We start from the raw sequence: 21,602 nt of genomic DNA, 5'->3' as shown, positions 1-21,602 counted from the left end.
GTTAAATGCGGTCCATTTTCTGTCTGATATTTTCAAGGAATGATACATTTTTTAATTGAATCAGTGTAGTATATTTCGGTGCCCGGCTAATCTCCAGCCGTTCCCCATAATGGAGCGGAAATGCCTGGTCTCCGTCAAATACTGCCGAATACGATCTGCCGCCGCTCCATTTTACCAGTCGGATGCTGACGCGGTCCTCCGGAGAAAGCACAATGCTTCTCGCGTTCAGGGAATGGGAACAGATCGGAGTCAAAAGCATCAGCTGCGCCCCAGGCGCCACGATCGGTCCGCCTGCTGACAAATTATACGCAGTAGAACCTGTAGGGGTTGCCGCAATGATTCCGTCTGCCATATATTCGTTGAAAAATACTCCATTCACATAAACCTGGAAATGCAGTACCTGCAATACATCCTGTCTGGTCAGAACGATCTCATTCAAAGCAATGCCTTTGACTTCTTTTTCTGCCCCTACCACACTGCCTTCCAGCATCATGCGCTTTTCCAATGTAAAAGAATCGGTCAAAAGGGCATCCAGTACCGGGTCGAGGGCTTCCTCCCGCGACACCTGGGTCAGGTAGCCCAGATGCCCCATATTGATTCCCATCATGGGAAGATCGAGGCTGATCAGATCTCTGGATGCCTGGATCAGGGTACCATCTCCGCCAAGTGTGATCACACACTCCGTGTCAGACGGAACCTGATCCGCCCTTGTATACCCCCGGTTATGCGTGCAGTATGCGCCGCGGCGAATCAGTTCTTTTTCTATTTTTTCCGCTGCATCCAAAGCTCCTGGTTTCGACGGATTCGCGATCAGATAAAAATGTTTCATAAACTCTCCTGTTATTTGTCCAGTTCTCCGTGAGCCGCATCGACAATGGCTTTTGCGTCGACCTGATACTCCGTGTAGGTTTGTCCATCGGTATGATTCTGAAGATAAAGCAGATATTCGATATTGCCTTCCGGCCCCTTGATCGGAGAATACTCCAGGTTCAAAATTTCAAATCCAATGCTTACTGCAAATTCGATCACTTTCTCAATGACTTCCAGGTGCGTGCTCTTTTCACGGACCACGCCTTTCTTTCCGACCTTCTCCCGTCCTGCTTCAAACTGCGGTTTGATCAGGCAGACGATCTGTCCGTCATCCGCAAGAAGCGCCTTCACCGGTCCTAAGACTTTTGTCAGGGAGATAAAGGAAACATCGATGGAAGAAAAATTGATCTGATCCGCGATGTCTTCCGGGGTGACGTAACGGATATTCGTTTTTTCCATACACACCACCCGCGGATCGTTGCGGAGCTTCCAGTCTAACTGACCGTGTCCCACATCCACTGCATAGACCTTCACCGCGCCATTCTGCAGCATGCAGTCGGTAAACCCTCCCGTGGAAGAGCCCACGTCCATACAGATCTTATCTTTTAATTTCACTCCAAAGTGCGTCATGGCCTTTTCCAGCTTCAGGCCGCCGCGGCTGACGTATTTTAAGGTTGCGCCGCGCACTTCGATGTTTGCCGTCTCCTCAAACATGGAGCCTGCCTTATCTTCCTTCTGTCCATCTACATAAACGATGCCCGACATGATAATGGCTTTCGCTTTCTCTCTGGAAGCGGCAAGACCTTTATTCACGATCAGGATATCCAGTCTTTCTTTCATGTATCTTCCTCTTTCTGTTTCTGGTTTTCTCTCTGAATTTGTTTCTGTTTGTCCCAGTTTTGTTGCTGACTTTCTGTTTTGTTTCCAGTTTTGTTTTCGCTTTTCTTTCCGACTCTTCTTCCGGTTTTATTCCTGGGTTGTTTGCGTTTTTTCATGAGACTGCATGGCAGACAACCTCTCATCCAGCGGTTTCCAGGCATTTCGCATCGTTCGGATCACAGAATCACTGTCAATGCCCAGTTCCTCGCGCAGGACCGATACATTGCCATGTTCCACATACGCATCCGGAAGTGCGATATTCAAAACTTTTACCTGCGGGTAACGTTCCTGCACATAAGCCTTCACCTGTAAACCATATCCGCCCTGAAGCACATTTTCTTCCAATACTACGAGCAGTTCATGCGCTGCTGCCAGCCGGTCTGCCAGTTCATAATCCACCGGCTTGATAAAACGGCCGTTGGCAAGCGTGCAGTCAAAACCAACATCCTTTAATTTTTCCCGCACATGCTGCGCCGTGCTGACCATGCTTCCGACTGCCAGCAGGGCAATGCGGCTGCCTTCGTAAAGCATTTCACCCTTTCCGTACTCGATCGGCTGGGCAAACTCCTTTAATCCGCGGTATGCCTGCCCGCGCGGATAACGGATTGCGATCGGACCGTCGTAATGGCAGACTGCAAACTCCAGTTCCTGCTGAAGCTCCCATAAATTTTTCGGAGCCATAATGCTCATATTGGGAATACAGCTTAAATAGGACAGGTCAAAAATTCCCTGATGCGTTTCCCCGTCACTTCCGACCAGTCCGGCACGGTCGAGTGCGAAGACAACCGGAAGGTTCTGAATGCAGACATCGTGAAGCACCTGGTCAAATCCTCTCTGCAAAAACGAGGAATAGACGGCAACCACCGGTTTCAGACCGGCTGCCGCCATACCAGCCGCAGAGGTCACCGCATGCTGTTCCGCGATTCCCACATCAAAGAAACGCTCCGGGTACTGTTTGGAAAACGCTTTCAGTCCCGTTCCGTCCGGCATGGCTGCCGTGACCGCAACCAGTCGTTTTTCGGTTTCCGCAAGCTGGCAGATTTCTTTGGAGAATACATCCGTGTACGTAGGATAAACCTTTTCCTTCAATGACTTTCCGGTTGCAATATCAAACGGATCGATTCCATGGAAACGGGACGGATTTTTTTCTGCCGGAGCATACCCTTTTCCTTTCTTGGTCAGCACATGCACCAGCACTGCATGGTCCATTCTCCGGGCTTCCCGGAACGTTTTCACCATGGCTTTGATATCGTGCCCGTCCACAGGTCCCAGGTAAGTCACGCCCATGTTCTCAAAGAGCATTCCCGGAATGACCAGCTGCTTGATGCTGTCTTTGGTGCGGCTGATCTGCTCTACCAGGCTGGCACCAACCACTGGAACTTTTAACAATGTCTCCGATACATGACGTTTCAGTGCATTGTATCTGGTTCCGGAACGCAGACCGCTTAAATATTTTGACATGCCGCCCACATTTTCTGAGATGGACATGTTATTGTCGTTTAATACAATGATAAAATTCTTTTTCAGGTGAGCCGCATTGTTCAATGCCTCGTAAGCCATACCGCCGGTCAGGGCTCCGTCGCCGATCACGGAAATGACTGCATAATTCTCGCCTAACAGATCCCGCCCCTGGGCAATGCCAAGACCAGCGGAAATGGATGTGGAACTGTGTCCGGTATCAAAGGAATCGTATGGGCTTTCCTTGCGTTTTGGAAACCCGCTCATTCCCCCGTACTGCCTCAGTTCATCAAACATTTCCCGGCGTCCGCTTAAGATCTTGTGGGTATACGACTGATGCCCCACATCCCAGATGACTTTATCCTTTGGCAGGTCAAATGCCAGATATAAAGCAATGGTCAGCTCCACTACGCCCAGATTGGACGCAAGATGTCCGCCGGTCACGCTGATCTTTTCGATCAGAAACTGCCGGATCTCTGCTGCCAGAGTCTTAAGCTCCTCCGTGTTTAATTTTTTCACGTCCCACGGACCTTCAATGTGTTCCAGAATCATGGTTTTTGCAACTCCCTGTTTCTTCCCTAAAGTAATTTGTAACTGCCCGCTGTGTTCCCAGTTACGGCATGTTGCCTATCGTTCTTATTTTTTCCGCTCCACGAGCATCGTAATCAAATTTTCAAGGAACGGATTTTGGCCCGGCAGCTGCTTTAGCAGTGTTACCGCACGGGATGAGATCTCTGCCACATCTTCTCTTGCCTGGTCCAGGCCAACCAGCGTTACATATGTGGTTTTCTGGTTTTTCTCATCGCTTAAGACCGGTTTTCCAAGTTCTTCACTGGTGCTTGTCACATCCAGGATATCGTCCTGGATCTGGAAAGCCAGACCGACTGCCGCTGCAATCTCCTCCACACGACGGATTTCTTCTTCCGAAGCACCGCCTAAAATGGCACCGATCATCATGGAAGCCTCCAGAAGTGCTCCAGTCTTTAACCGGTAGATGAAATCCAGTTTTTCCTGCGGGATCGGTTTTCCGGTCAGTTCCACATCGACCACCTGACCGCCGATCATACCATAAATACCAGTCTTTTCTGCCAGAATGCCAATCGCCCTTGCTGCCCGCTCTGGGTACTGTGTCATGGCAAAGGCTTTGGATGCGGTCTCAAACGCATAGATCATCAGGGCGTCTCCCGCAAGCACAGCCATATCATAACCGAACTTTTTCCAGGTAGTCGGAAGCCCTCTTCTCAGTTCATCGTTGTCCATGCACGGAAGATCATCGTGGATCAGAGAAGAAGTATGGATCATCTCCATCGCTGCCATAAAAGGCTCCACAGCCTGTTCTTTTCCGCTAAACAGCCGGTACGTTTCTTCCATCAGCATAGGGCGCAGACGTTTTCCACCAGCCCGTACGCTGTAGTTCATGGCCTCAAAAATGGTTTTCTGGTGTCCTTCTTCCTTGGGCAGATAACGCTCAACAACCGTTTCTACCTCTCCGGTTCTCTTCTTCAGTTCTTCATGCATCTCCATCTTCCTCTGCCCCTCCCTGCAGGATGATCATCTGCTTTTCTACTTTATCGATTTTATCACTGCAAGCTTTCACCAGCTTCATGCCTGCCTCATAGCAGGCAAATGACTCTTCCAGACTTGTATCCGGAGACTCCAGTTTTTCCATGAGCTCATCCAGCTCTGCAAAAGTCTGTTCGATTGATTTTTCCATGTCCGCTCCTTTTTTGCGTGGCATATGTTCTGCTTCCAACACGCCAGATTTCCATGTCGTTTTATCATGGATCAAACGTTTCCCATCCAGCATGTGTTATGCTTCACGCTCTGTATGATAAGCTTCTGTTTCAAGCACCTTAGCCCGGATTTTTCCGTCCGTAATACGCAGCGTGATCTCCCCGCCAGGAGCTGTCTGGCTGACATGCGTAAGGCGCTCACCTTTTTCGTCTGTCACAAAGCCAAAGCCATTGCTGATTTTTGCAAGCGGCGACAGCCCATGCAGCTTCCCGCCAAGAAGTGCCAGCCGGTGCCGGCTTTCTGTTATTTTCTGTTCCATGGCACGTCTTAAGGCATCCTCTGTATCAGCCAGGCGCTGCTTCTGCTCCCGCAGTTTCCGCTCCGGGTCATGAAGCTTAAGCTGCAGACGATACTGCTCTGTGCGATAACGCAAAAGCTCGGTTTTCCGCTCCATCGCCTGCGCAAGTCCCGCCCGATAAGAGAAACAGGCTGCTTCGAACTGCCGGTAATCAAACACGGCAAGCTCCGCTGCTGCCGACGGTGTCGGGGCACGCAAGTCTGCCACATAGTCTGCGATCGTGACATCTGTTTCATGCCCCACTGCAGAGATAATCGGAGTCGCACAGTCAAAGATTGCCCGCGCTACGACTTCTTCATTAAATGCCCAGAGATCCTCAATGGAACCGCCTCCGCGCCCTACGATCAGAACATCCAGTCCCATTCTGTCTAGCGTGCGGATTCCTGCTGCGACAGACTCTGCCGCCCCGGCTCCCTGTACCAGGGCCGGATATAAGACCAGCTGCGTATACGGATTTCTTCTGGCTGTGATATTCATGATATCCCGGATCGCAGCACCGGTAGATGCCGTTACCACACCTACGGTTCTCGCATACTTTGGGATCGGCCGCTTGTATTCCGGTGCAAACATGCCCATCTCTTCCAGCTCATCACGCAGTTTTAAAAAGCGCTGGTACAGATCCCCGCGGCCCTCTTTCTCGATCTTTTTTGCGTAAAGCTGGTATTTGCCGTCCCGCTCATAAACGTCGACCGAGCCGGTCACCACAACCTGCTGCCCTTCCTGTAACTGAAAAGAGAGACCTTTCCTCTGGCCGGCAAACATCACTGCCGCCAGAGTTCCGGTCCCATCCTTCAGCGTAAAATAAATATGTCCTGATGTGTGATACTTGCAGTTTGAGACCTCGCCCCGCACCGTGATCCGGCTGAGGGCAAAATCCTGGGCAAACATATTCTTGATGTAGGAATTCACCTGGGAAACAGAATATACACTGGCCATATTATTCCTCGGTTACCAGCTTTGCCAAAACACCATTGATAAACGCCGGTGAATCCTTTCCTCCAAATTTTTTCGCAAGGTTTACTGCCTCGTTGATCGCAACTTTGGAAGGCACCTCGCTGTCATATAACATCTCATAAAGTGCCTGACGCAGAATGGTAAGCTCTACCTTTCCCATACGTCCGGTCTTCCAGCCCTGTGCCACCTCGTCGATGCGGGCATCCAGTTCCGGGATCTTGCCGGCAATGCCTTCCACACGGTCCGTCAGGAAAGTGCGGTCTACTTCTTTCATGTCTACGTTATGAAGCACTTCTTCCTTGCCGTCATCCGCAACATCGTCCTCCTGCGGTGCATCGAAATACTGCTCCACCTGAACGTTTATTTCTTCTGTCGGGTAAAACTCTACTCCGAACAGGATCTTAAAACAATGCTCACGCATTTCTCTTCTGGTCATCTATCTTTCTTCCTCCTGCTTATACCGATTCCAATCTTACGCATTATCATACCACATTTTTTTCAGTTTCACAACGCTGTTTTATCCGGCGCAAAAAAAGGTATAAAAACAGCCGCATCCGGTACACTAGCTAATGTTTCTCCATTGTGCTAATGAACCGGTACGGCTATATTTTGGGAGGTATTTTATGTTTGGATTTTTCATTGCCTTGATCTCAGGCGCCCTCATGAGTGTCCAGGGTGTCTTAAACACCGGTCTTACCCGCCAGACCGGCATCTGGCTCTCTGCCGGATGGGTCCAGCTCAGCGCTTTCTTTACCTGCGTGGTCTTCTGGCTTTTTTCCGAACGGGTTCCTGTCTCTGCCCTCGTTTCCGTGCGGCCCTGGTACATGATGCTCGGCGGCATATTCGGGGCTTTTATCACTTACACGGTTGTCCGCAGCATGGACGGCCTCGGTCCGGCCAAAGCGACTCTGTTTATTGTCGTCACACAGATCATCGTGGCTTATGCCATCGAACTGTTTGGCTGGTTCGGAGTGGAAAAAGCCGCGTTCGAATGGAAAAAACTCCTCGGTGCGCTGATTGCCATCGGCGGGATCGTGCTGTTCCACAGCAAATGACAGTTCTGATTCCGCATCGTGCTGTTTCACAATCTGCTGCCACCAGTGGAGCATTCCATGAATATCCTTACTCCGGGGAATTCATCTTTCCTTCCCGGTCCAGCATCCGGAGGATAAAATCAACGGAACCGTCGATACCATAGGCCGCACTGTTTAAACACAGATCATAGTTCGCAGCGTTGCCCCATTTTCTTCCGGTAAAAAAGCGGTAATAATTCTGATGCTGGCGGTCTAACTGTTTTAACAGATGTTTTGCCTGCTTCTCATTCAAATCCGGGTGCACTTCCATGGTACGGCGCAGCCGCTGCTCAAACGGAGCCGTGATAAAGATGCTGATATGCGGGATCTGGTTATTGGTCAGGATCACATCGGCACAGCGTCCCATCACGATAAAGTCCTCCTTCTTAGCCATATCGCAGATCAGATCACTCTGGTTAAAGAATACCGCGTCCCGCTTGCTCAGGCCATGATAACGGTTAAACCCTGCCGCCCAGGCTTTCAGTGTCAGTTTCTGCGGTTTGGAAAATGCTGCTTCCTGATCCGCTTTATCAATCGTTTTTCCCGGATATCCGGCTTTATCTACTACTTCATCTTTTTCTGCTTCCAGACGTTTCAAAACGGCTGAAAAGATTTCCGCATCATAATAATTGATCCGCAAACGGTCTGCCAGGGTAAAACCAATCTCATTTCCGGCACAGCCATACGTACGGCTGATGCAGATAACCAGATGATCGTTTCCAGAGAAACGTTTCTCCAGATTTAAGGTATTTAAACTTGCCATGTTCTGATCCAGCACATCGCCGCCGCCAAAGCTGGTCGGCAGGGCGATGATCTCATGCAGAATACTGGTGTATTCCCGCATGATCATGGAACGGCTTTCCTTATCTGGAATCGTCCGCGCCATATTACTGATCAGTGCCAGCTCACTGCGCAACTGGTGGCCGCTGTCACGCTGCATCATCAGCCGCACCATTTCTGTTACACAGCGTTCCCGGTCACGGTTGAACACACGGCCAAGGGAAGAGCCAAGACAGCTGTAAACTTCTGCATCCAGATCATAGATGCGCTCCGCAAGCTCACGGAGACTTTCCTGTGTATATTCCATAGTCTCTTTCCCTCCTTATAAAAAGAATACCAGCATGTCCAGAATAAATACCGGAATCAGAAATGAAACCGCCCAGAGCAGATATCCGAAAAACGAAGGCATGCGGATACCATTCTCATCTGAAATCGATTTTACCATAAAGTTCGGTGCATTGCCGATGTAAGTATTGGCGCCCATGAAGACTGCACCGCAGGAGATTGCTTCCAGCATGGCGATCGGAACGGTACCGAGGATTGTCGGCATGCCTTCCGTAAACCCAAGGGCTCCGGCTGTCGTGAGGAAGACCAGATAGGTCGGTGTATTATCCAGAAAACTGGAGAGGCATCCCGTTGCCCAGAACATCTCAAACGGTTTGGTCAGACCAAGGCTTGCACCATTCGCCTTTAAGATCATAAGGGCCGGCTGCATGGTGATGAAAATTCCCACAAACAATACCGCAACCTCGTGGATTGCTCCCCATGTAAAGTGGTTCTTTCTGCGGATTTCCGGACTGGTTGTCTGAAAGGATAACCATGCTGCTGCCAGAATGATCACAACCTCGATCAGTGCCGGGTAAGTCAGCGTTACTTCCCCAAACAGATGAATTCCGCGCACAGCGCCCTCTGCATCCTGGAATGCTGCCATCCCCGGAAGGGTTCCGCTTAAAATTACGGCTGCAACGATCATAATCAGAAAGATCAGGTTATGAAGTCCCATAATGTGAACTTCAGTACCCGGCTTGCTGATATCCGGCTTTAAGCCTTCTGCGATATCTTTCCGGTAAGCCCTGCGGTCCAGGAAATAAAAAACAGTCAGTAAAATCACAACATTAAATAACAGCACCGGTAACAAATGCAGGCTCCAGAAGAATGGAACCCCACGCATAAATCCCATTAAAAGAGGCGGATCACCGATCGGTGTCAGGCAGCCTCCAATGTTGGAGATCAGGAAAATAAAGAAGACCATGATATGGCTTCTCCGTTTTCTCCACGCATTCATCTTAATGATCGGACGCACCATCAGCATGCTGGCACCGGTTGTTCCGATCCAGCTCGAAAGCATGGTTCCGATCAGAAGAAGACCCACATTGATCCGCGGGGAACCAGCCAGATCTCCTTCCAGGGTGATATTACCAGAAACACAAAAAAGGCCGAACAGCAGAATGATAAAGGTCAGATAATCATCGACGATACACTCTAACACTTTCTCAAAAGCCTGTCCTGGTCCATAAACGAATGCAAACGGCAGCACAAACAGCAGCGACCAGAATATAACTGCATGCGGCTGGTGTGCTTCCCACCATTCTGCTTTTACCAACGGGAGAACCGCAATGCAAAGCAGAAGTCCTGCAAACGGAATACAAAATGCAAGATTCATTTCCATTTCCTCCTTTTTTTCATTTGTAATTGCAGAAAATAAATCTGCAATAGTTCTTCTCTTGATGAATCAAGCATGGATTATAGCACTATTTTTTACAAAATGTAACCATAGATATTTTATTGTCACATTTCTTTATGTTTTCTTTATATGTAATGTTCATCACAGATATTTTGTCATGCGTATGACAGCAAAAAAGAGGCCATACCATTTCCAGGCAGACCTCTTTTTACGATATTTCCATTCATGTTTAACTTTTATGCAATTTTTCAACTCGTTCCTGCAGCTTACAGTTACTGCTCGTTGATGTTCACTCCTGCAATCCGGATATTAACATCCAGTACGGTAAGACCTGTCATGTTCTCAATTGCAGATTTTACACGATCCTGTACACGTTCGCTGACATCCGGAATGTTGTAGCCGTATTTGATGTTTAAAGATAAATCGACTGATACATGTTCCTCAGTCACTTCTACCTTAACACCCTTGGACAGATTTTTCATGCCGAGTTTTCCAACCAGCTCGTTGGTAATGTTGCCAGCCATGGAATCCACGCCGTCTACCTCGGTAGCTGCCAGTCCGGCAATGATCGCTACAACTTCATCTGCAATGCGGACCTCGCCCATCATCTCTTTTTCATATAATTTATGCGTATTTCTTCCTTCTAACTCTGCCACAGTATTCCCTCCTCAGATCAGCCCGGTGCAGCAGCTGTTTCTTACAACTCCCACTGCTGTCCAGATTCTCTATTTCCTATAGTATAGCAAATCTGGGGTGTTTTGCAAAGGGGATTTTCAGTCTTTCCAATTCGGTTTTCAATTTCCAATTTAGTCTTCCAGGTTCAGCAGCGTGATAATGATATTCTCCGCTCCAACTTCCGTTTTTCTCTTCACGATATCCTCGATCTGGGCTCTTTGCTGATCGGTGATGGAAGGCGCATTGATCACAACATCGACTTTTCCATCCGTCAGACTTACAACCGGATCTGCAAACCCGCGTGCCTGCAAAAGGGTCTCTGCTGCATTTTCTTTTTCTGCAACTGCAGTCATGGTGATCATGTTCTGAATCGCTTCCTGCTTCGCAGCTTCATCGATGTTGGTGTTGCTGATGATTGAATTTAACGTTTCTTTATTTCTTGCCCGGATCTGTTCCCGGTTTAACTGCACGTTTGCTATGTAATCCGATACGGTAAGACCGCTCGTCAGAACTGCCTCTCCCGGATTCTCGATTCCGGCTTCCTCTCCGCTGTCCCAGCTGTCAATTTCAGCGAGTTCTGCTCCCTGCTCTGCCTCTGCCAGCGTATTTTCCTGCGTCTGAATTTCTGTCTGCGAGGCTTCTGCCTGAAGCATGGAGCCTTCTGCCTGCGGCTGCGCTTCCTCAATCATGCCTGCTCCCCCCAAACTGTTCTTCTGGTTTTCTTTCAGCAGATCTTCCTGTGAAATGTCAAACATGCCGGCCTGGTAAATTTCATCTCCGGTGCTGGCTTCCAGTTCCCGTTTTCCCGCATAATTCAAATATCCGGCAGCCGCGATCATGATGGCCAGGGTCGTAATGATGATCTGGTTTCTGCGAAACAGTTTTTTCATGTTGTTCTGTTTGGATGTTTCTTCCCGTTTCAGTTTCATACCGACGCTCCTTCTTTTACTCCACCCGCTTTAGCACTTTTATCTTATGCGCCGGAAGGCCAAATAATGCTTCCATGGCCCCGGAAATCTCCGCCTGGACCGATGCACTCCCTCCCCCATCTGCACTGATCACGATTCCTTCGATCTCCGGGTAAACTTCCTTGGAGACAATTGGTTCCTGACCACTGCCGCTCCCCGTAAGTACTGTACTGTGTTCCTGATCCATGGTTTCCACCGAGCGGTCCATTCCGTTTCCCTTTTCTGTTGTCACGGATTTGGAACTGCTGTTATCTACCTGAATCACTTTTTCAGAGGAAGATTTTAATACGATCATCACATCGACTTCCCCTACACCGGAAACATTGCGCAGCAGTTCTTTTACGCGCAGTTCCAGTTTTTTCTCGTAGGCTGCCGCATCCTGTGACACGGTCTGTGTATTTTCTGAAGTGTCCGCATATCCGGGAGTCGGAGACAACATCCGCTTTTCTTTATTCCCCACCGGAAACGCCAGAATACAGAGAATCACGCCTATGGTCAGCAGAAAGATCCACCGATCTTTTCCCTCCGGCAATTTGAATTTCCACATAGTTTTCCTCCAGACCATAATATTCCTGAATTTTTTTTAACAGTTTTTTGGTACTCTCTGCATCAGACTCTTCCTGCAACACAATTGAGATGCTCTTTACTGCTCCAAATTTTGCACTGTTTTCTTCTCCGTCTATACTTACGTTACAATCAACAAGCTTCATGCCGCATGCATCTGCCAGTTTCCGGATGTCCTGACAAACTGTCTCCTCATAACGCTTCAGAATCTGCGTCACGCGTTCTTTTTCTATTTCATTGAAGTTTGCTTCGAGTCCCCCGGCTTCTTCACGAATGAGCAGACTCTCATAGCTGCGTGCCAGAACCTCTTCCAGATCAAGATGGTTCGTCAGCGGCTCCACGACCAAAAGGATCAGAACCATACCAGCAAACAGGCGTATGTATTTCCCGTATTTTTTCCCTGGCAACAGATTTTCCACGACAGAAAAAAAGAGGAAAAGTGCTGTCAGATTGCGGATCCATTCATAAACTGCTGACACTTTACTCCCTCCAAATTTTACGATGCCAGATAAACCGCATTTGTTCCCTGACAGATCAGCGCTATCGTGACCGCAAACAGCAAGAATCCGGATGCTGCCACCACAAGAAGCATTTTCTGGGCTTCTGCCACACCACTCAAGCAGGAAATCAGCCGCTTATCTGCCACCGGCTGCAAGACAGCTGCAATTCCACGGTAAAGCAGGTACATCACAAACAATCTTGCCAACGGCACTATGGAACATAAGAGTAACAGCAATACCGCCGCGGCTCCCATGGTATTTTTGATCAATACACCGGAACCCAGCATCAGTCTGGTCACTGCCCCGGCTCCATCTCCGATTCCCGGAATTGCCTGCAAAAGCCTTTGCATTCCGGCATTTTTTACTGCATCTGCATAAGGAAGCACCATTCCCTGAATCAGCTGAAACCCAAGTACGATTCCAAACAGGGACCGGCTTGCCCACCAGATCCCTGTTTTTAAAAGATCCAGCATCCGGGAACACAGATCTTCTTTGATCATGGAACCAACCATAACAGACAGAAAATAAATGCGTGCCAGCGGGAGTAATAATCCTCCAAAAAGCCGCTGTACCCCGGCGATCAAAAACAGCGCCAGTTCATACCAGGCAGCCGAAGAAAGTCCGGCACCAGACCAGACCACTGCCGTAAAATAAGAAGGAAGCAGTACTTTCATAAACTGGACCTGCCCATCCAGGATCCGCGAAGCAGCCTCAGAGCTTTCTTTGAATGCAGCCGCCAAAATTGCAAATACCATCAAATAAGTCAAAAAAAATCCGGTTTCTACCGTGGAATCTCCGGAAAACACCTCGGAAAAACCTGTAAACATCGCACCGAAAAGTCCAAGTGCCAACAGGCTGACTGCCATACTTTTTTTCCCCTGCAATTCGCCAGACAGCTGCTGCCACAGTCCTTCCAGGCAGAGAGAAGCAGCTGTTTTTGTATCTCCGGATGCCAATGCTTTCATCAGTTCACGAAACGTAAGCCGGTGCTCCCCTCCACCCAGTTCTTGTTTGAGATATTCCTCAATCTCATCCAGACCGGAAAGCTCGTCCAGAGGAAGCGCAGACTCTGACCCCAGTCCGGTTTTCTCTCCATCTGTGCTCCCGTTTTTCTGCCCGGCCACAATCCCGGCATTATGAAACCCAGATACATTCCAGACATTGAAAGCCCTATCTGCTGCCAGCACGTTCGGAGACTCCCCCATCGCCCATGCATATTCAGCCGAAGCCCCCAACATGCACACCGAAATCGTCAGAACAGCTACGAACAGACGCAGCACTTTGCCTTTGCTCCCCCGCTTCATACCAGAAACCCCTGCAGTGTCTCCAACAGTGCCAGAATGACCGGAAGACTTACTGCCAGAATGGACAATTTTCCAAATATCTCAATCTGATTCCCCAACGCTCCATATCCTGCATCTTTGCAGATTCCGGAAGAAAATTCCGCAATATAAGTAATTCCGGTCATTTTTAAAAGCGTATTTAAATAGACCGGATTGAGCCGGATCATGGCCTGGATTTTCCCTAAGCCGTCAAGGATCACGCGAAGCCTCAGTGTTCCGTAAAAAAAGATCACACAGGCAGCCGCCATGACCAGATACAGCCCATATTCGCCCTTCATGCTTTTTAGCTGAACTGCCATCAGCACTGCCGCAATTCCGATAATTCCTACTGTTACAACCGACATATCAACCCCTGCCAGACATTTGCTATAGAAACACGATCTGTAACTGCCAGACACCCCGCAGTTACAATTTTTATAAGGCAAACAGATTTTTCATGGTTTCAAATAACTCATAAATATAAGGCACCAGCCAGAACAGCACCAGTACAAGACCAGCAAGACTGGTCAGAAATGCCTGTTCTTCCCGCCCGCTGTGCCGCAGTACCTGACAGATCACAGATACTAAAATCCCGACTGCGGCAATGCGAAAAATCAGATTTACTCCCATATGGATCCTCCATCAGATCAGGATTACTGCAAGAAATAAGCCGCCCATAACTCCAAGGCTTGTATACAGTCTGCAGCGTTCCTGGCGGTGTTCCCTTAAAACCTCAAGCTGGGCATCTACCTGTTCCAGATATAGAAGCAGTGTCCGTTCCTGAGTTTCCCGGTCCAGAAATCCAAGATGATCCCCCAGATTTTGAAGCGCCTGCATGTCCATTTTTGAAAGTGCGCTGTGCCCGGATATTTCGGAAACACATCGTTTCCAGATTACCGGGAATGGCTCTCCGGGCTGTTGTTGCAGACTGGCTGCAGTTTCCTGAAACAATTTTCCCAGGATTCCGTCTACCCGCTTTCCGACTGTCTCCAATGCTTCCGGGAGCGGTGCACTGGCATAGAGGATCTGCCCTTTTAACAAAAAGAGCATCTGTTTCAGCTGCTCCAGTTCCTGGATCCGCTGTTTATATCTTCCGGCAAACCAGATTCCGGTCCCTGCTGCTCCCCATAGAATACAGGCCGCCCCCAATACCTTCATCCATCCCTGAATACTCAAAAGCATTCACCTCCTACCGGATACAGCCTGCAGCCCCTGGAATCATAAATCTCTCCGATATTGCCAATTTTCCCCCTGTTATTTAAAATCACATAGCGCTCAAACCATTTTTCCAGCACCATCTTCCGAAGCACCGGTTTTTGTTTGATATCCTCAATCGAACTTCCATGAACCGTGGCAACCAGCTTACAGCCGCAATTCATGACATATTCGATCGCTTCCAGATCTTCCCGGCTTCCAATCTCATCCACCGCGATCACCTGCGGCGACATGGTTCGGATCAGCATCATCATCCCCTGTGCTTTCGGACAGCAATCCAGAATATCCGTCCGGATTCCGAGTTCATTCTGCGGAATTCCCTGATAACAGGCACCAATTTCCGACCGTTCATCGATCACGCCAATGGTAAGCCCTGCATGTCCAGGTCCTCCATTGGACACCTGACGGATAATATCACGGAGAAGTGTGGTTTTTCCGCAGCGCGGAGGCGATATGATCAGGGTATGAAAGAGGGTTTCCTGGTCATACAGATACGGCAACAGTACCGTTGCACATCCTTTCACCTGATGGGAGAGACGTACATTGATAAAGGAAATAAATTTCATACTGCGGATTCCATGTTCATCAATGATGGTTTTTCCGGCAATGCCGATGCGGTGTCCTCCCTGGATCGTGATAAATCCCTGTTTTATTTCTTCTTCAAAGGCATACAGCGAATAATTGCTCATATAGTCCAACGTTTCTTTCAATGCTTCCCGCGTCACCAGATACGCCTCTTCGGCCCGTGTACTTAAATTTCCTTCCGGCGTAATGTAATACTCGTGATTATTCCAAATCATCAGAAGCGGCGCATGGACCCGCAGACGTATTTCCTGCACCTGGTCAAAATCCACCATGACCTGTTTTAAAATCACCCGGATATCTTTCGAAAATATTTTGATCAGTTCTTCCCGCTTATCCAAAAAATCACCCCTCCCCTACATAATATATATGAGGGAAGGGGTGATTTATACCCGGACCTTGTCTATGTTCACAATTGTTTCCTGCACAATGCGCTGTATTCGGTTATCCTATACCATGTTTTCTTTATCGCAGTTTTTTTACTGCTGCAGGGCGCCGGACGCATCAAACCGGTATGCAGCACCGTCAATGGTGTATTCCCCGACTGCCATGGCACCGCTTCCCGTGCAGTAATAGCGGCTGCCGTTCCAGTCGATCCATCCCGTCTGCATATAGCCCTGCGCATCAAAGAAATACCAGATCCCGTTTGCCAGGTCCTGCCACCAGCCATTTGCCGGATAGCTTCCATCCGCATTCTGATACCACCAGCGGCCGCTTCCTGCTTCCTGGATCCATTTCGCCTGGGACACAACGGAAGCTTCTTTCTCTTCAGCCGCCTGTTCGCCTTCTTTCTTTCCAGGTCCTCCGTTCTTTAACTGGGAAGAACTTCCGCCATTTTTGATCAGTTCAGCAAAATCAGCCGCAATATAGGTTTCCTCAGAATCTTCCGACCAGTATCCATCTGTAAATTCCTTCGAATTTGATTTTGCCAGAGCGCGCACCCGGAACGTGTAATTTCCCTCTTTTGTCATTTTCTTTTCCATGTCATAAGAGTCTTTTTTGGTTTTGACACTTGCCACCTGGCTTTCTTCACAGTAAAGACGCACTTCATACTGATAAGCATCCTCTACCGTTTCCCAGTTTGCAGTTGTTCCATCGTCCCCCCAGTAAAGATCTGTGATCGTTTCCAGCCTGCTCTTTGAACTTGCAAATGCAGTAACGGCTCCCATTGCCATCAAAACTCCTGCTGCTACAACCAATGCAATCTGTTTTTTCCAGTTTTTCATATGAAATCTCCTCCTTTTTTTACATGGTCTTTCCTCTGAAACCTGATTGCTCTGTATACTGCTTTGCTGCGCCACCGGCAGCATGATTTATGATACCGTTACTTATGATACGGCTCTTTGTGGATGATCCGGTAACTGCGGTAAATCTGTTCCAGCAAAATCACCCGCATCAGCTGATGCGGGAATGTCATCTTTGAAAAGCTCAGATGGTAATCGGCACGGTCAAGCACGGCTTTGGAGAGTCCGAGGGAACCACCGATCACAAAAACCAGCTGACTGACTCCACCAACACCAAGCTTATCGATCTTTTCCGCCAGTTCCACGGAATCCAGCATTTTTCCATCGATTGCAAGGGCAATGACGAAAGCACCATCCTTGATCTGCTCCAGGATCCGTTTCCCTTCTTTTTCTTTGATCTGGATTTCTTCTGCCTCGCTCGCCTTATCCGGCGTTTTTTCATCTGCTACCTGAACGATCTCGAGTTTGCAGTAACGGCTTAACCGCTTCGCATATTCTGCGATCGCATCCGTATAAAACTTTTCTTTGATTTTTCCTACCGTCACCAGTGTGATCTTCATGATTCTCTCCTGCTTCTCTCCCGTCCGGATTTTACCCGTTTTACGGTTTTTCCTTCTTTTTTCCGCTCGATCCGGTAAATGACCTCCAGGAAACGGCTTACTTCGTCCCATGCCTCCCGGCTTTCCGGAATCAAGCGCAGCGCCATCTGAAACACATGGAACATACCCTCATAGACAGTCACACGCAATTTTCCATGTGCTTTCCGTACTTTATCAGCCGCCCGCAAAGTATCATCTAAGAGCACTTCCTCACTTCCCACCTGGAACAAAACCGGTGGGAACTCTTCAAAGCTGCCAAACAAAGGAGACAGATATGGATCGTGCGGATCTGCAGTTCCAATATAAGGACTGTGAAACAGCATATTGTCTGTTGTACCGCCAAACTGGGGATCCCGGTCAAAATTTGTCTGATATGAGGCTCCGCTGTTCGTCAGATCCGTCCAGGGTGACATGACCACAATACCCGCCGGAAGTTCCATTCCATGATCGCGCAGATACATGACCAATGCCAGTGCCAGACCACCTCCTGCAGAATCTCCCGCTATGATGATCTTTCCGGATTCATAATGCTTCTCCCCGATCAGCCACTGGTACGCTGCCACGGCATCTTCCAGCGCAGCTGGATACGGGTGCTCCGGGGCAACGCGGTAGTCCACCGTCAGCACATCTCCGCCGAAGCTTCTTTGGGAATACTGTATGGCAAAATCCCGGTAAATATTCTTCATGGGGCCAATGTAGCCGCCGCCATGAAACTGTAGAATCACCCTCCCGGTACACACACCGGCCGGACGCAGATATTCCATTTTAAAATGTTCCATCCCGATGATCTCATATTCATAATCCGGCGGACAATTCCAGGCTGGCTCCTTCGGATCCATCCGGTATTCCCCAGTCTGGATCTTATGTCCCATGGCGGAATCCATCATGTTTTTCATCATGTCCCGCACCAGTTTTCCACGCAGGCTCACTTCTCTGTTTCTCAAACTAGTCATCCTTTCCAAGCTCTGTCTAACATTATTTTCAACTGTTTCGCATACGCACAGTCTATGCAGCAACTGTGCAGACCGGCAAAGCAGTTACGTGGTGATTATATATGCAGGCGCCGTTTTAATTCTTCTTTCCAGCTTCTCCGGCCACTTACATAATCGCGGATTCCTTTTGCTGCGCCCACTCCGGTATTTCCTACTTTCTTTGCCATACGGGTTGCTTTTTCCTCTGCACCTCCGCGGCGGATGAGCACTTTTCGGACTCGCGGATACATATCCCGTTTTGCTGCCGCAGAAAGCTCATTTCCCTCAAAACGGACCGGTACACCATCTTCTTTTAATTTATGGAAAAACTGCTTCTGAAGACGGCTGTCCGCAAATACCGAGGTAAAGGTGATCACCATTTCATCCTGATAAGCACAGACTGCGCACTTTACCGGCTGGCGACGGGACACCCCGATCATCAGATGGAAGCGCTCAATCAGATCTGCATATTCCGATTCCATCGAAACCGGACCAATATTGGATAATGTCATCGTGTAGGCACGGTCTTTTAAACGGAACACCATGGAAAGTGCCGGAACCTTAAGGAAGAGCGGAATTGCACGCAGATACCATTTTTTCTCATTGGAGACATTGTAGGCAATGCTCTCTGCCAGCTTTTCTTTGTCAATTTTTTTATCCATCTGGCTGCTGACCTTCTGAAGCAGCACGTCAAACGGAATATCCGGATTTCGGAACAGCCAGCCGATCATGGTAACTGCAAAAAAATTAGCCATGGTATCAGAACCAAAAAAGGCCCGCAGATTGATCGGAAGATTCAATACAACTGCCCTCCGGCTGCTTCTTCCGCCCAAATATTCCTTCCAGATCGACCAGATCAGGGTTGCCGCCAGATATTTGGTAATGCTCACTCCGTGCTTTTTACAAACTTTCTTAAGTTCACTGACCGGAACATAGCCGTGCAAAACCTGACCGGCTCCAAGCGGCAGATAATGTCCTTCCAGCTGATAAGCCGGTTTGGAACTGTAGCTGCGCGGTTTTCCGTCATCGCCATGCTCTAAATAACTGTCCTGCACATGGAATACTTCCTGTTTGCGGATATTTTCATCGTCCCATGTCATAAACTGAGACGCCCCTGCCGCCAGTCTCAAATACTGCCTGGTCAGGCATTTTAAGAAATTTACTGCCCCAAGTCCGTCTGTCAGCGCATGGAACACCTCCAGGTTGATCCGCTTTTCATAATAGGTTACCCGGAACAAAAAACGCTGGTTTCCATGCGGGTCAATAAAACGGCACGGGTACGTATTTTCCCGTTTTACCTGAGGGATTCTGTCATTCTCTTCAAAATAGTACCAGAAAAGTCCTCTCCTGAGTTTTACCCGGAAATTCCGGATCTCCGGAAGAAGATCCTTCAGTGCCTGGCTTAAAAGTTCCGGATCTACCTTTTCTTTTAGCGTGACCGAAATCCGGAATACCTGGCTCACATTTTCATTTGCGATCACCGGAAAAATCTTAGCCGTATTGTCCAGTCTTCTCCACCGGTTTGTCCATTTGTTTTGTTCCATACTGCTCACCTCTTGTCCTACACACGGAAATAATAACCGACGCCCCACTTCGTATGCACATATTTCGGGTCACTCGGACTTGGTTCAATTTTTTCCCTTAAGCGTCTGACATGAACATCTACGGTTCGAACATCACCAGATTCGGATGCTTTGTTGCCCCACACTAGAGCCAGAAGACTCTCGCGCGAATACACCTTATTCGGATTGCATACCAAAAGTTCCAAAAGATCAAATTCCTTCGCAGTCAGGTTAATTTCTTTCTCTCCGATAAATACCAGACGTCCTTCCCGGTCAAGCTTTAAATCTCCTGCTGTGATCATCTTATTCTCTGCTGCTTTTCCCTTACCGGCCTTTTTGGAATTTCTTCGCATGATCGCCTTGATCCGTGCCTTTACCTCAAGAATATTAAAAGGCTTCGTGACATAATCATCGGCCCCGTATTCCAGTCCCAAAATCTTGTCCATGTCTCCGCCCTTGGCAGTCAGCATGATGATCGGCATCTCGGAAAAATCACGGATTGCCTGGCAAACCTCAAACCCGTCATACTTCGGCAGCATAACATCCAGAAGTACCACATCGTACTCGGTCTGCTTCGCAAGATTGATTGCCTCTTCCCCGTCATATGCGCAGTCCACTTCCATGCCGTCCTGTTCCAGACTGAACCGGATGCCCTTCACGATCAGTTTTTCATCATCAACCACCAGAATCTTTGCCATGTTCTCACCTATTCCCTATACTATAATGTTGTCTTTTATTTTCTGAAAAGCTGCCTCTTTGATGCCAGGCACTTTCATAATGTCTTCAATTTTTGTAAAACCACCGGCCTCCTGCCTGTAGCGGACAATATCCTCTGCCCGGGAAGCCCCAATGCCTTTTAACGTCATCAGTTCTTCCAGAGAAGCCGTGTTGATGTTCACCAGTGCCGCCTGGCTTTTCCCCGCTGCACCGTTCGCTCCACCTCCAGTCGCCCCCGCATTGTTTGCACTGCCAGCCTGACTTTTCGCCTGCCATGACGGATCCTTTGCCTGTGTCCGGGACGGAACCTCCAGCTTCATGCTGTCGCAGACCGGCTCTGCCAGATTCAGCCAGCTTTCCGCTGCTTCCCCGGTAAAACCGCCAGCCAGTTCAATGGCTTCATAAATCCGCGCGCCTTCCGGAAGCGTGTAAACACCTGGACAATTGACCTCTCCGCAGATGTACACATAGCAGCGTTTCTGCTCCGCAGTGCCCGCACCGGACCTCTGTACGGTTGACTGTCCTGCTTTCTGTACCGCTGCCTGTTCCGCTGTTTCCGATACGATTTCGGCACCGGACTGTCCATCTGATTCCAGTTTTTCGGTTTCTTCTACTTCCGCTTCTTTTCCTGCTTCTGGCGCTTCCGCTTTGAATGTTTCCGACGCTCCCAGCAACTCTGTCTCCATGGAAGTTGCTGACGGATTCCACGTTTCAGAAGTCTGCCCTCCACTGTAGCTGTAAAAGCATCCGGCCGCCAGCAAAAACACAGCCAGCAAAAGCCATTTTAAAATGGCAGATCGTTTTTTCTTCATGTTCTTCTCTCCGTTTCCAAAGAGAATCCCAGATTCAGCCTAGTACTATTCTACCGAAAGCCGTGCACAAATACAAGCGGTATTTTCCGCAAACCGTCACCCCTAAAATGAAAATTTAAATTCCACTTCTCCAAATGGCGG

The 21,602-nt window shown here is 48.8% G+C and carries 25 protein-coding genes; 1 reads left to right on the top strand and 24 read right to left on the bottom strand.

Translation table 11 applies throughout. The features are described 5' to 3' along the window. Position 1: 1 nt before the first annotated feature. The 7 genes from DWZ40_RS16355 to nusB all read right to left on the bottom strand — a co-directional run bounded on the left by DWZ40_RS16355 (position 2) and on the right by nusB (position 6,629). The gene (locus DWZ40_RS16355) at positions 2-829 is read right to left on the bottom strand and encodes an NAD(+)/NADH kinase (RefSeq protein WP_118543938.1); all 828 of its coding nucleotides are present in this window, start codon (positions 827-829) and stop codon (positions 2-4) included. An 11-nt stretch (positions 830-840) separates the two neighbouring features. Beyond that, positions 841-1,650, bottom strand: coding sequence for a TlyA family RNA methyltransferase (locus tag DWZ40_RS16350; protein WP_118543937.1), 810 nt, complete (start codon positions 1,648-1,650; stop codon positions 841-843). 126 nt (positions 1,651-1,776) lie between these two features. Beyond that, on the bottom strand, positions 1,777-3,699 hold the full coding sequence (gene dxs, locus DWZ40_RS16345) for a 1-deoxy-D-xylulose-5-phosphate synthase (protein ID WP_118543936.1): 1,923 nt from the start codon (positions 3,697-3,699) through the stop codon (positions 1,777-1,779). A gap of 84 nt (positions 3,700-3,783) precedes the next feature. After that, positions 3,784-4,671: a polyprenyl synthetase family protein gene (locus DWZ40_RS16340; protein WP_118543935.1), complete on the bottom strand. Its 888-nt coding sequence runs from the start codon at positions 4,669-4,671 to the stop codon at positions 3,784-3,786. Beyond that, a complete protein-coding gene (xseB, locus tag DWZ40_RS16335) occupies positions 4,658-4,861 on the bottom strand; it encodes an exodeoxyribonuclease VII small subunit (RefSeq protein ID WP_347560113.1) in 204 nt (67 codons plus the stop codon). Before xseB ends, DWZ40_RS16340 begins: the two co-directional genes overlap by 14 nt. 96 nt (positions 4,862-4,957) lie before the next feature. Further along, on the bottom strand, positions 4,958-6,175 hold the full coding sequence (gene xseA / locus DWZ40_RS16330) for an exodeoxyribonuclease VII large subunit (protein WP_118543934.1): 1,218 nt from the start codon (positions 6,173-6,175) through the stop codon (positions 4,958-4,960). A 1-nt stretch (position 6,176) separates the two neighbouring features. After that, positions 6,177-6,629: a transcription antitermination factor NusB gene (gene nusB, locus DWZ40_RS16325; protein WP_118543933.1), complete on the bottom strand. Its 453-nt coding sequence runs from the start codon at positions 6,627-6,629 to the stop codon at positions 6,177-6,179. Between the two features lie 187 nt (positions 6,630-6,816). Between nusB and DWZ40_RS16320 the strand changes: the two genes are divergently transcribed. Continuing rightward, entirely contained in the window at positions 6,817-7,248 is a 432-nt protein-coding gene (locus tag DWZ40_RS16320) for a DMT family transporter (RefSeq protein WP_118543932.1), read from the top strand. Between the two features lie 67 nt (positions 7,249-7,315). Here DWZ40_RS16320 and DWZ40_RS16315 read toward each other — a convergent pair whose 3' ends face one another. The 17 genes from DWZ40_RS16315 to DWZ40_RS16235 form a co-directional block, all read right to left on the bottom strand. Further along, complete coding sequence (locus DWZ40_RS16315) at positions 7,316-8,353, bottom strand: cytidylate kinase-like family protein (protein WP_118543931.1); 1,038 nt, start codon at positions 8,351-8,353, stop codon at positions 7,316-7,318. Positions 8,354-8,368: 15 nt separating this feature from the next. After that, on the bottom strand, positions 8,369-9,709 hold the full coding sequence (locus DWZ40_RS16310) for a sodium:proton antiporter (protein ID WP_243035373.1): 1,341 nt from the start codon (positions 9,707-9,709) through the stop codon (positions 8,369-8,371). A 293-nt stretch (positions 9,710-10,002) separates the two neighbouring features. Beyond that, positions 10,003-10,338: an Asp23/Gls24 family envelope stress response protein gene (locus DWZ40_RS16305; protein ID WP_118543993.1), complete on the bottom strand. Its 336-nt coding sequence runs from the start codon at positions 10,336-10,338 to the stop codon at positions 10,003-10,005. A gap of 198 nt (positions 10,339-10,536) precedes the next feature. Continuing rightward, entirely contained in the window at positions 10,537-11,334 is a 798-nt protein-coding gene (locus DWZ40_RS16300; RefSeq protein ID WP_118543929.1) for a SpoIIIAH-like family protein, read from the bottom strand. Between the two features lie 16 nt (positions 11,335-11,350). Continuing rightward, a complete protein-coding gene (locus tag DWZ40_RS16295; RefSeq protein ID WP_347560112.1) occupies positions 11,351-11,833 on the bottom strand; it encodes a stage III sporulation protein AG in 483 nt (160 codons plus the stop codon). Beyond that, a complete protein-coding gene (locus tag DWZ40_RS16290; protein WP_182431774.1) occupies positions 11,823-12,416 on the bottom strand; it encodes a stage III sporulation protein AF in 594 nt (197 codons plus the stop codon). Before DWZ40_RS16290 ends, DWZ40_RS16295 begins: the two co-directional genes overlap by 11 nt. A gap of 17 nt (positions 12,417-12,433) precedes the next feature. Continuing rightward, positions 12,434-13,741: a stage III sporulation protein AE gene (locus DWZ40_RS16285; RefSeq protein WP_118543926.1), complete on the bottom strand. Its 1,308-nt coding sequence runs from the start codon at positions 13,739-13,741 to the stop codon at positions 12,434-12,436. After that, positions 13,738-14,124: a SpoIIIAC/SpoIIIAD family protein gene (locus DWZ40_RS16280; RefSeq protein ID WP_118543925.1), complete on the bottom strand. Its 387-nt coding sequence runs from the start codon at positions 14,122-14,124 to the stop codon at positions 13,738-13,740. The genes DWZ40_RS16285 and DWZ40_RS16280 overlap by 4 nt, the downstream gene beginning before the upstream one ends. Before the next feature lie 70 nt (positions 14,125-14,194). Next, positions 14,195-14,389: a stage III sporulation protein AC gene (spoIIIAC, locus tag DWZ40_RS16275; protein WP_118530868.1), complete on the bottom strand. Its 195-nt coding sequence runs from the start codon at positions 14,387-14,389 to the stop codon at positions 14,195-14,197. A gap of 12 nt (positions 14,390-14,401) precedes the next feature. Then, entirely contained in the window at positions 14,402-14,935 is a 534-nt protein-coding gene (locus DWZ40_RS16270) for a stage III sporulation protein AB (RefSeq protein ID WP_243035372.1), read from the bottom strand. Beyond that, positions 14,932-15,897, bottom strand: coding sequence for a stage III sporulation protein AA (spoIIIAA, locus tag DWZ40_RS16265; protein ID WP_182430421.1), 966 nt, complete (start codon positions 15,895-15,897; stop codon positions 14,932-14,934). Before spoIIIAA ends, DWZ40_RS16270 begins: the two co-directional genes overlap by 4 nt. Before the next feature lie 138 nt (positions 15,898-16,035). Beyond that, positions 16,036-16,782 carry a hypothetical protein gene (locus DWZ40_RS16260; RefSeq protein WP_182431773.1) on the bottom strand — a complete coding sequence of 249 codons (747 nt, stop codon included), beginning with the start codon at positions 16,780-16,782 and terminating at the stop codon, positions 16,036-16,038. Positions 16,783-16,880: 98 nt separating this feature from the next. Beyond that, complete coding sequence (gene rlmH, locus DWZ40_RS16255; protein WP_118543922.1) at positions 16,881-17,360, bottom strand: 23S rRNA (pseudouridine(1915)-N(3))-methyltransferase RlmH; 480 nt, start codon at positions 17,358-17,360, stop codon at positions 16,881-16,883. After that, positions 17,357-18,343 (bottom strand): alpha/beta hydrolase, encoded by a 987-nt coding sequence (locus DWZ40_RS16250; RefSeq protein ID WP_118543921.1) that lies wholly within the window; start codon positions 18,341-18,343, stop codon positions 17,357-17,359. The genes rlmH and DWZ40_RS16250 overlap by 4 nt, the downstream gene beginning before the upstream one ends. Before the next feature lie 104 nt (positions 18,344-18,447). Further along, entirely contained in the window at positions 18,448-19,914 is a 1,467-nt protein-coding gene (locus tag DWZ40_RS16245; RefSeq protein WP_182431772.1) for a hypothetical protein, read from the bottom strand. Positions 19,915-19,931: 17 nt separating this feature from the next. After that, the gene (locus tag DWZ40_RS16240; protein ID WP_118543920.1) at positions 19,932-20,630 is read right to left on the bottom strand and encodes a response regulator transcription factor; all 699 of its coding nucleotides are present in this window, start codon (positions 20,628-20,630) and stop codon (positions 19,932-19,934) included. Between the two features lie 15 nt (positions 20,631-20,645). Next, positions 20,646-21,461: a helix-hairpin-helix domain-containing protein gene (locus DWZ40_RS16235; RefSeq protein WP_118543919.1), complete on the bottom strand. Its 816-nt coding sequence runs from the start codon at positions 21,459-21,461 to the stop codon at positions 20,646-20,648. Positions 21,462-21,602: the final 141 nt, after the last annotated feature.

The organism is Clostridium sp. AF32-12BH, from assembly GCF_003477935.1.
Lineage (GTDB): Bacteria > Bacillota > Clostridia > Lachnospirales > Lachnospiraceae > Brotaphodocola.
Note: the sequence above shows the minus strand (reverse complement) of the source record. Positions and strands in the feature narration are given on the sequence as shown.

What these genes read in the sequence shown, in the direction of transcription:
- DWZ40_RS16355 (WP_118543938.1), bottom strand. Translation starts at nt 829, where the DNA reads ATGAAACATTTTTATCTGATCGCGAATCCGTCGAAACCAGGAGCTTTG.
- DWZ40_RS16350 (WP_118543937.1), bottom strand. Translation starts at nt 1,650, where the DNA reads ATGAAAGAAAGACTGGATATCCTGATCGTGAATAAAGGTCTTGCCGCT.
- dxs (WP_118543936.1), bottom strand. Translation starts at nt 3,699, where the DNA reads ATGATTCTGGAACACATTGAAGGTCCGTGGGACGTGAAAAAATTAAAC.
- DWZ40_RS16340 (WP_118543935.1), bottom strand. Translation starts at nt 4,671, where the DNA reads ATGGAGATGCATGAAGAACTGAAGAAGAGAACCGGAGAGGTAGAAACG.
- xseB (WP_347560113.1), bottom strand. Translation starts at nt 4,861, where the DNA reads ATGGAAAAATCAATCGAACAGACTTTTGCAGAGCTGGATGAGCTCATG.
- xseA (WP_118543934.1), bottom strand. Translation starts at nt 6,175, where the DNA reads ATGGCCAGTGTATATTCTGTTTCCCAGGTGAATTCCTACATCAAGAAT.
- nusB (WP_118543933.1), bottom strand. Translation starts at nt 6,629, where the DNA reads ATGACCAGAAGAGAAATGCGTGAGCATTGTTTTAAGATCCTGTTCGGA.
- DWZ40_RS16320 (WP_118543932.1), top strand. Translation starts at nt 6,817, where the DNA reads ATGTTTGGATTTTTCATTGCCTTGATCTCAGGCGCCCTCATGAGTGTC.
- DWZ40_RS16315 (WP_118543931.1), bottom strand. Translation starts at nt 8,353, where the DNA reads ATGGAATATACACAGGAAAGTCTCCGTGAGCTTGCGGAGCGCATCTAT.
- DWZ40_RS16310 (WP_243035373.1), bottom strand. Translation starts at nt 9,709, where the DNA reads ATGAATCTTGCATTTTGTATTCCGTTTGCAGGACTTCTGCTTTGCATT.
- DWZ40_RS16305 (WP_118543993.1), bottom strand. Translation starts at nt 10,338, where the DNA reads ATGATGGGCGAGGTCCGCATTGCAGATGAAGTTGTAGCGATCATTGCC.
- DWZ40_RS16300 (WP_118543929.1), bottom strand. Translation starts at nt 11,334, where the DNA reads ATGAAACTGAAACGGGAAGAAACATCCAAACAGAACAACATGAAAAAA.
- DWZ40_RS16285 (WP_118543926.1), bottom strand. Translation starts at nt 13,741, where the DNA reads ATGAAGCGGGGGAGCAAAGGCAAAGTGCTGCGTCTGTTCGTAGCTGTT.
- DWZ40_RS16280 (WP_118543925.1), bottom strand. Translation starts at nt 14,124, where the DNA reads ATGTCGGTTGTAACAGTAGGAATTATCGGAATTGCGGCAGTGCTGATG.
- spoIIIAC (WP_118530868.1), bottom strand. Translation starts at nt 14,389, where the DNA reads ATGGGAGTAAATCTGATTTTTCGCATTGCCGCAGTCGGGATTTTAGTA.
- DWZ40_RS16260 (WP_182431773.1), bottom strand. Translation starts at nt 16,782, where the DNA reads ATGAAAAACTGGAAAAAACAGATTGCATTGGTTGTAGCAGCAGGAGTT.
- rlmH (WP_118543922.1), bottom strand. Translation starts at nt 17,360, where the DNA reads ATGAAGATCACACTGGTGACGGTAGGAAAAATCAAAGAAAAGTTTTAT.
- DWZ40_RS16245 (WP_182431772.1), bottom strand. Translation starts at nt 19,914, where the DNA reads ATGGAACAAAACAAATGGACAAACCGGTGGAGAAGACTGGACAATACG.
- DWZ40_RS16240 (WP_118543920.1), bottom strand. Translation starts at nt 20,630, where the DNA reads ATGGCAAAGATTCTGGTGGTTGATGATGAAAAACTGATCGTGAAGGGC.
- DWZ40_RS16235 (WP_118543919.1), bottom strand. Translation starts at nt 21,461, where the DNA reads ATGAAGAAAAAACGATCTGCCATTTTAAAATGGCTTTTGCTGGCTGTG.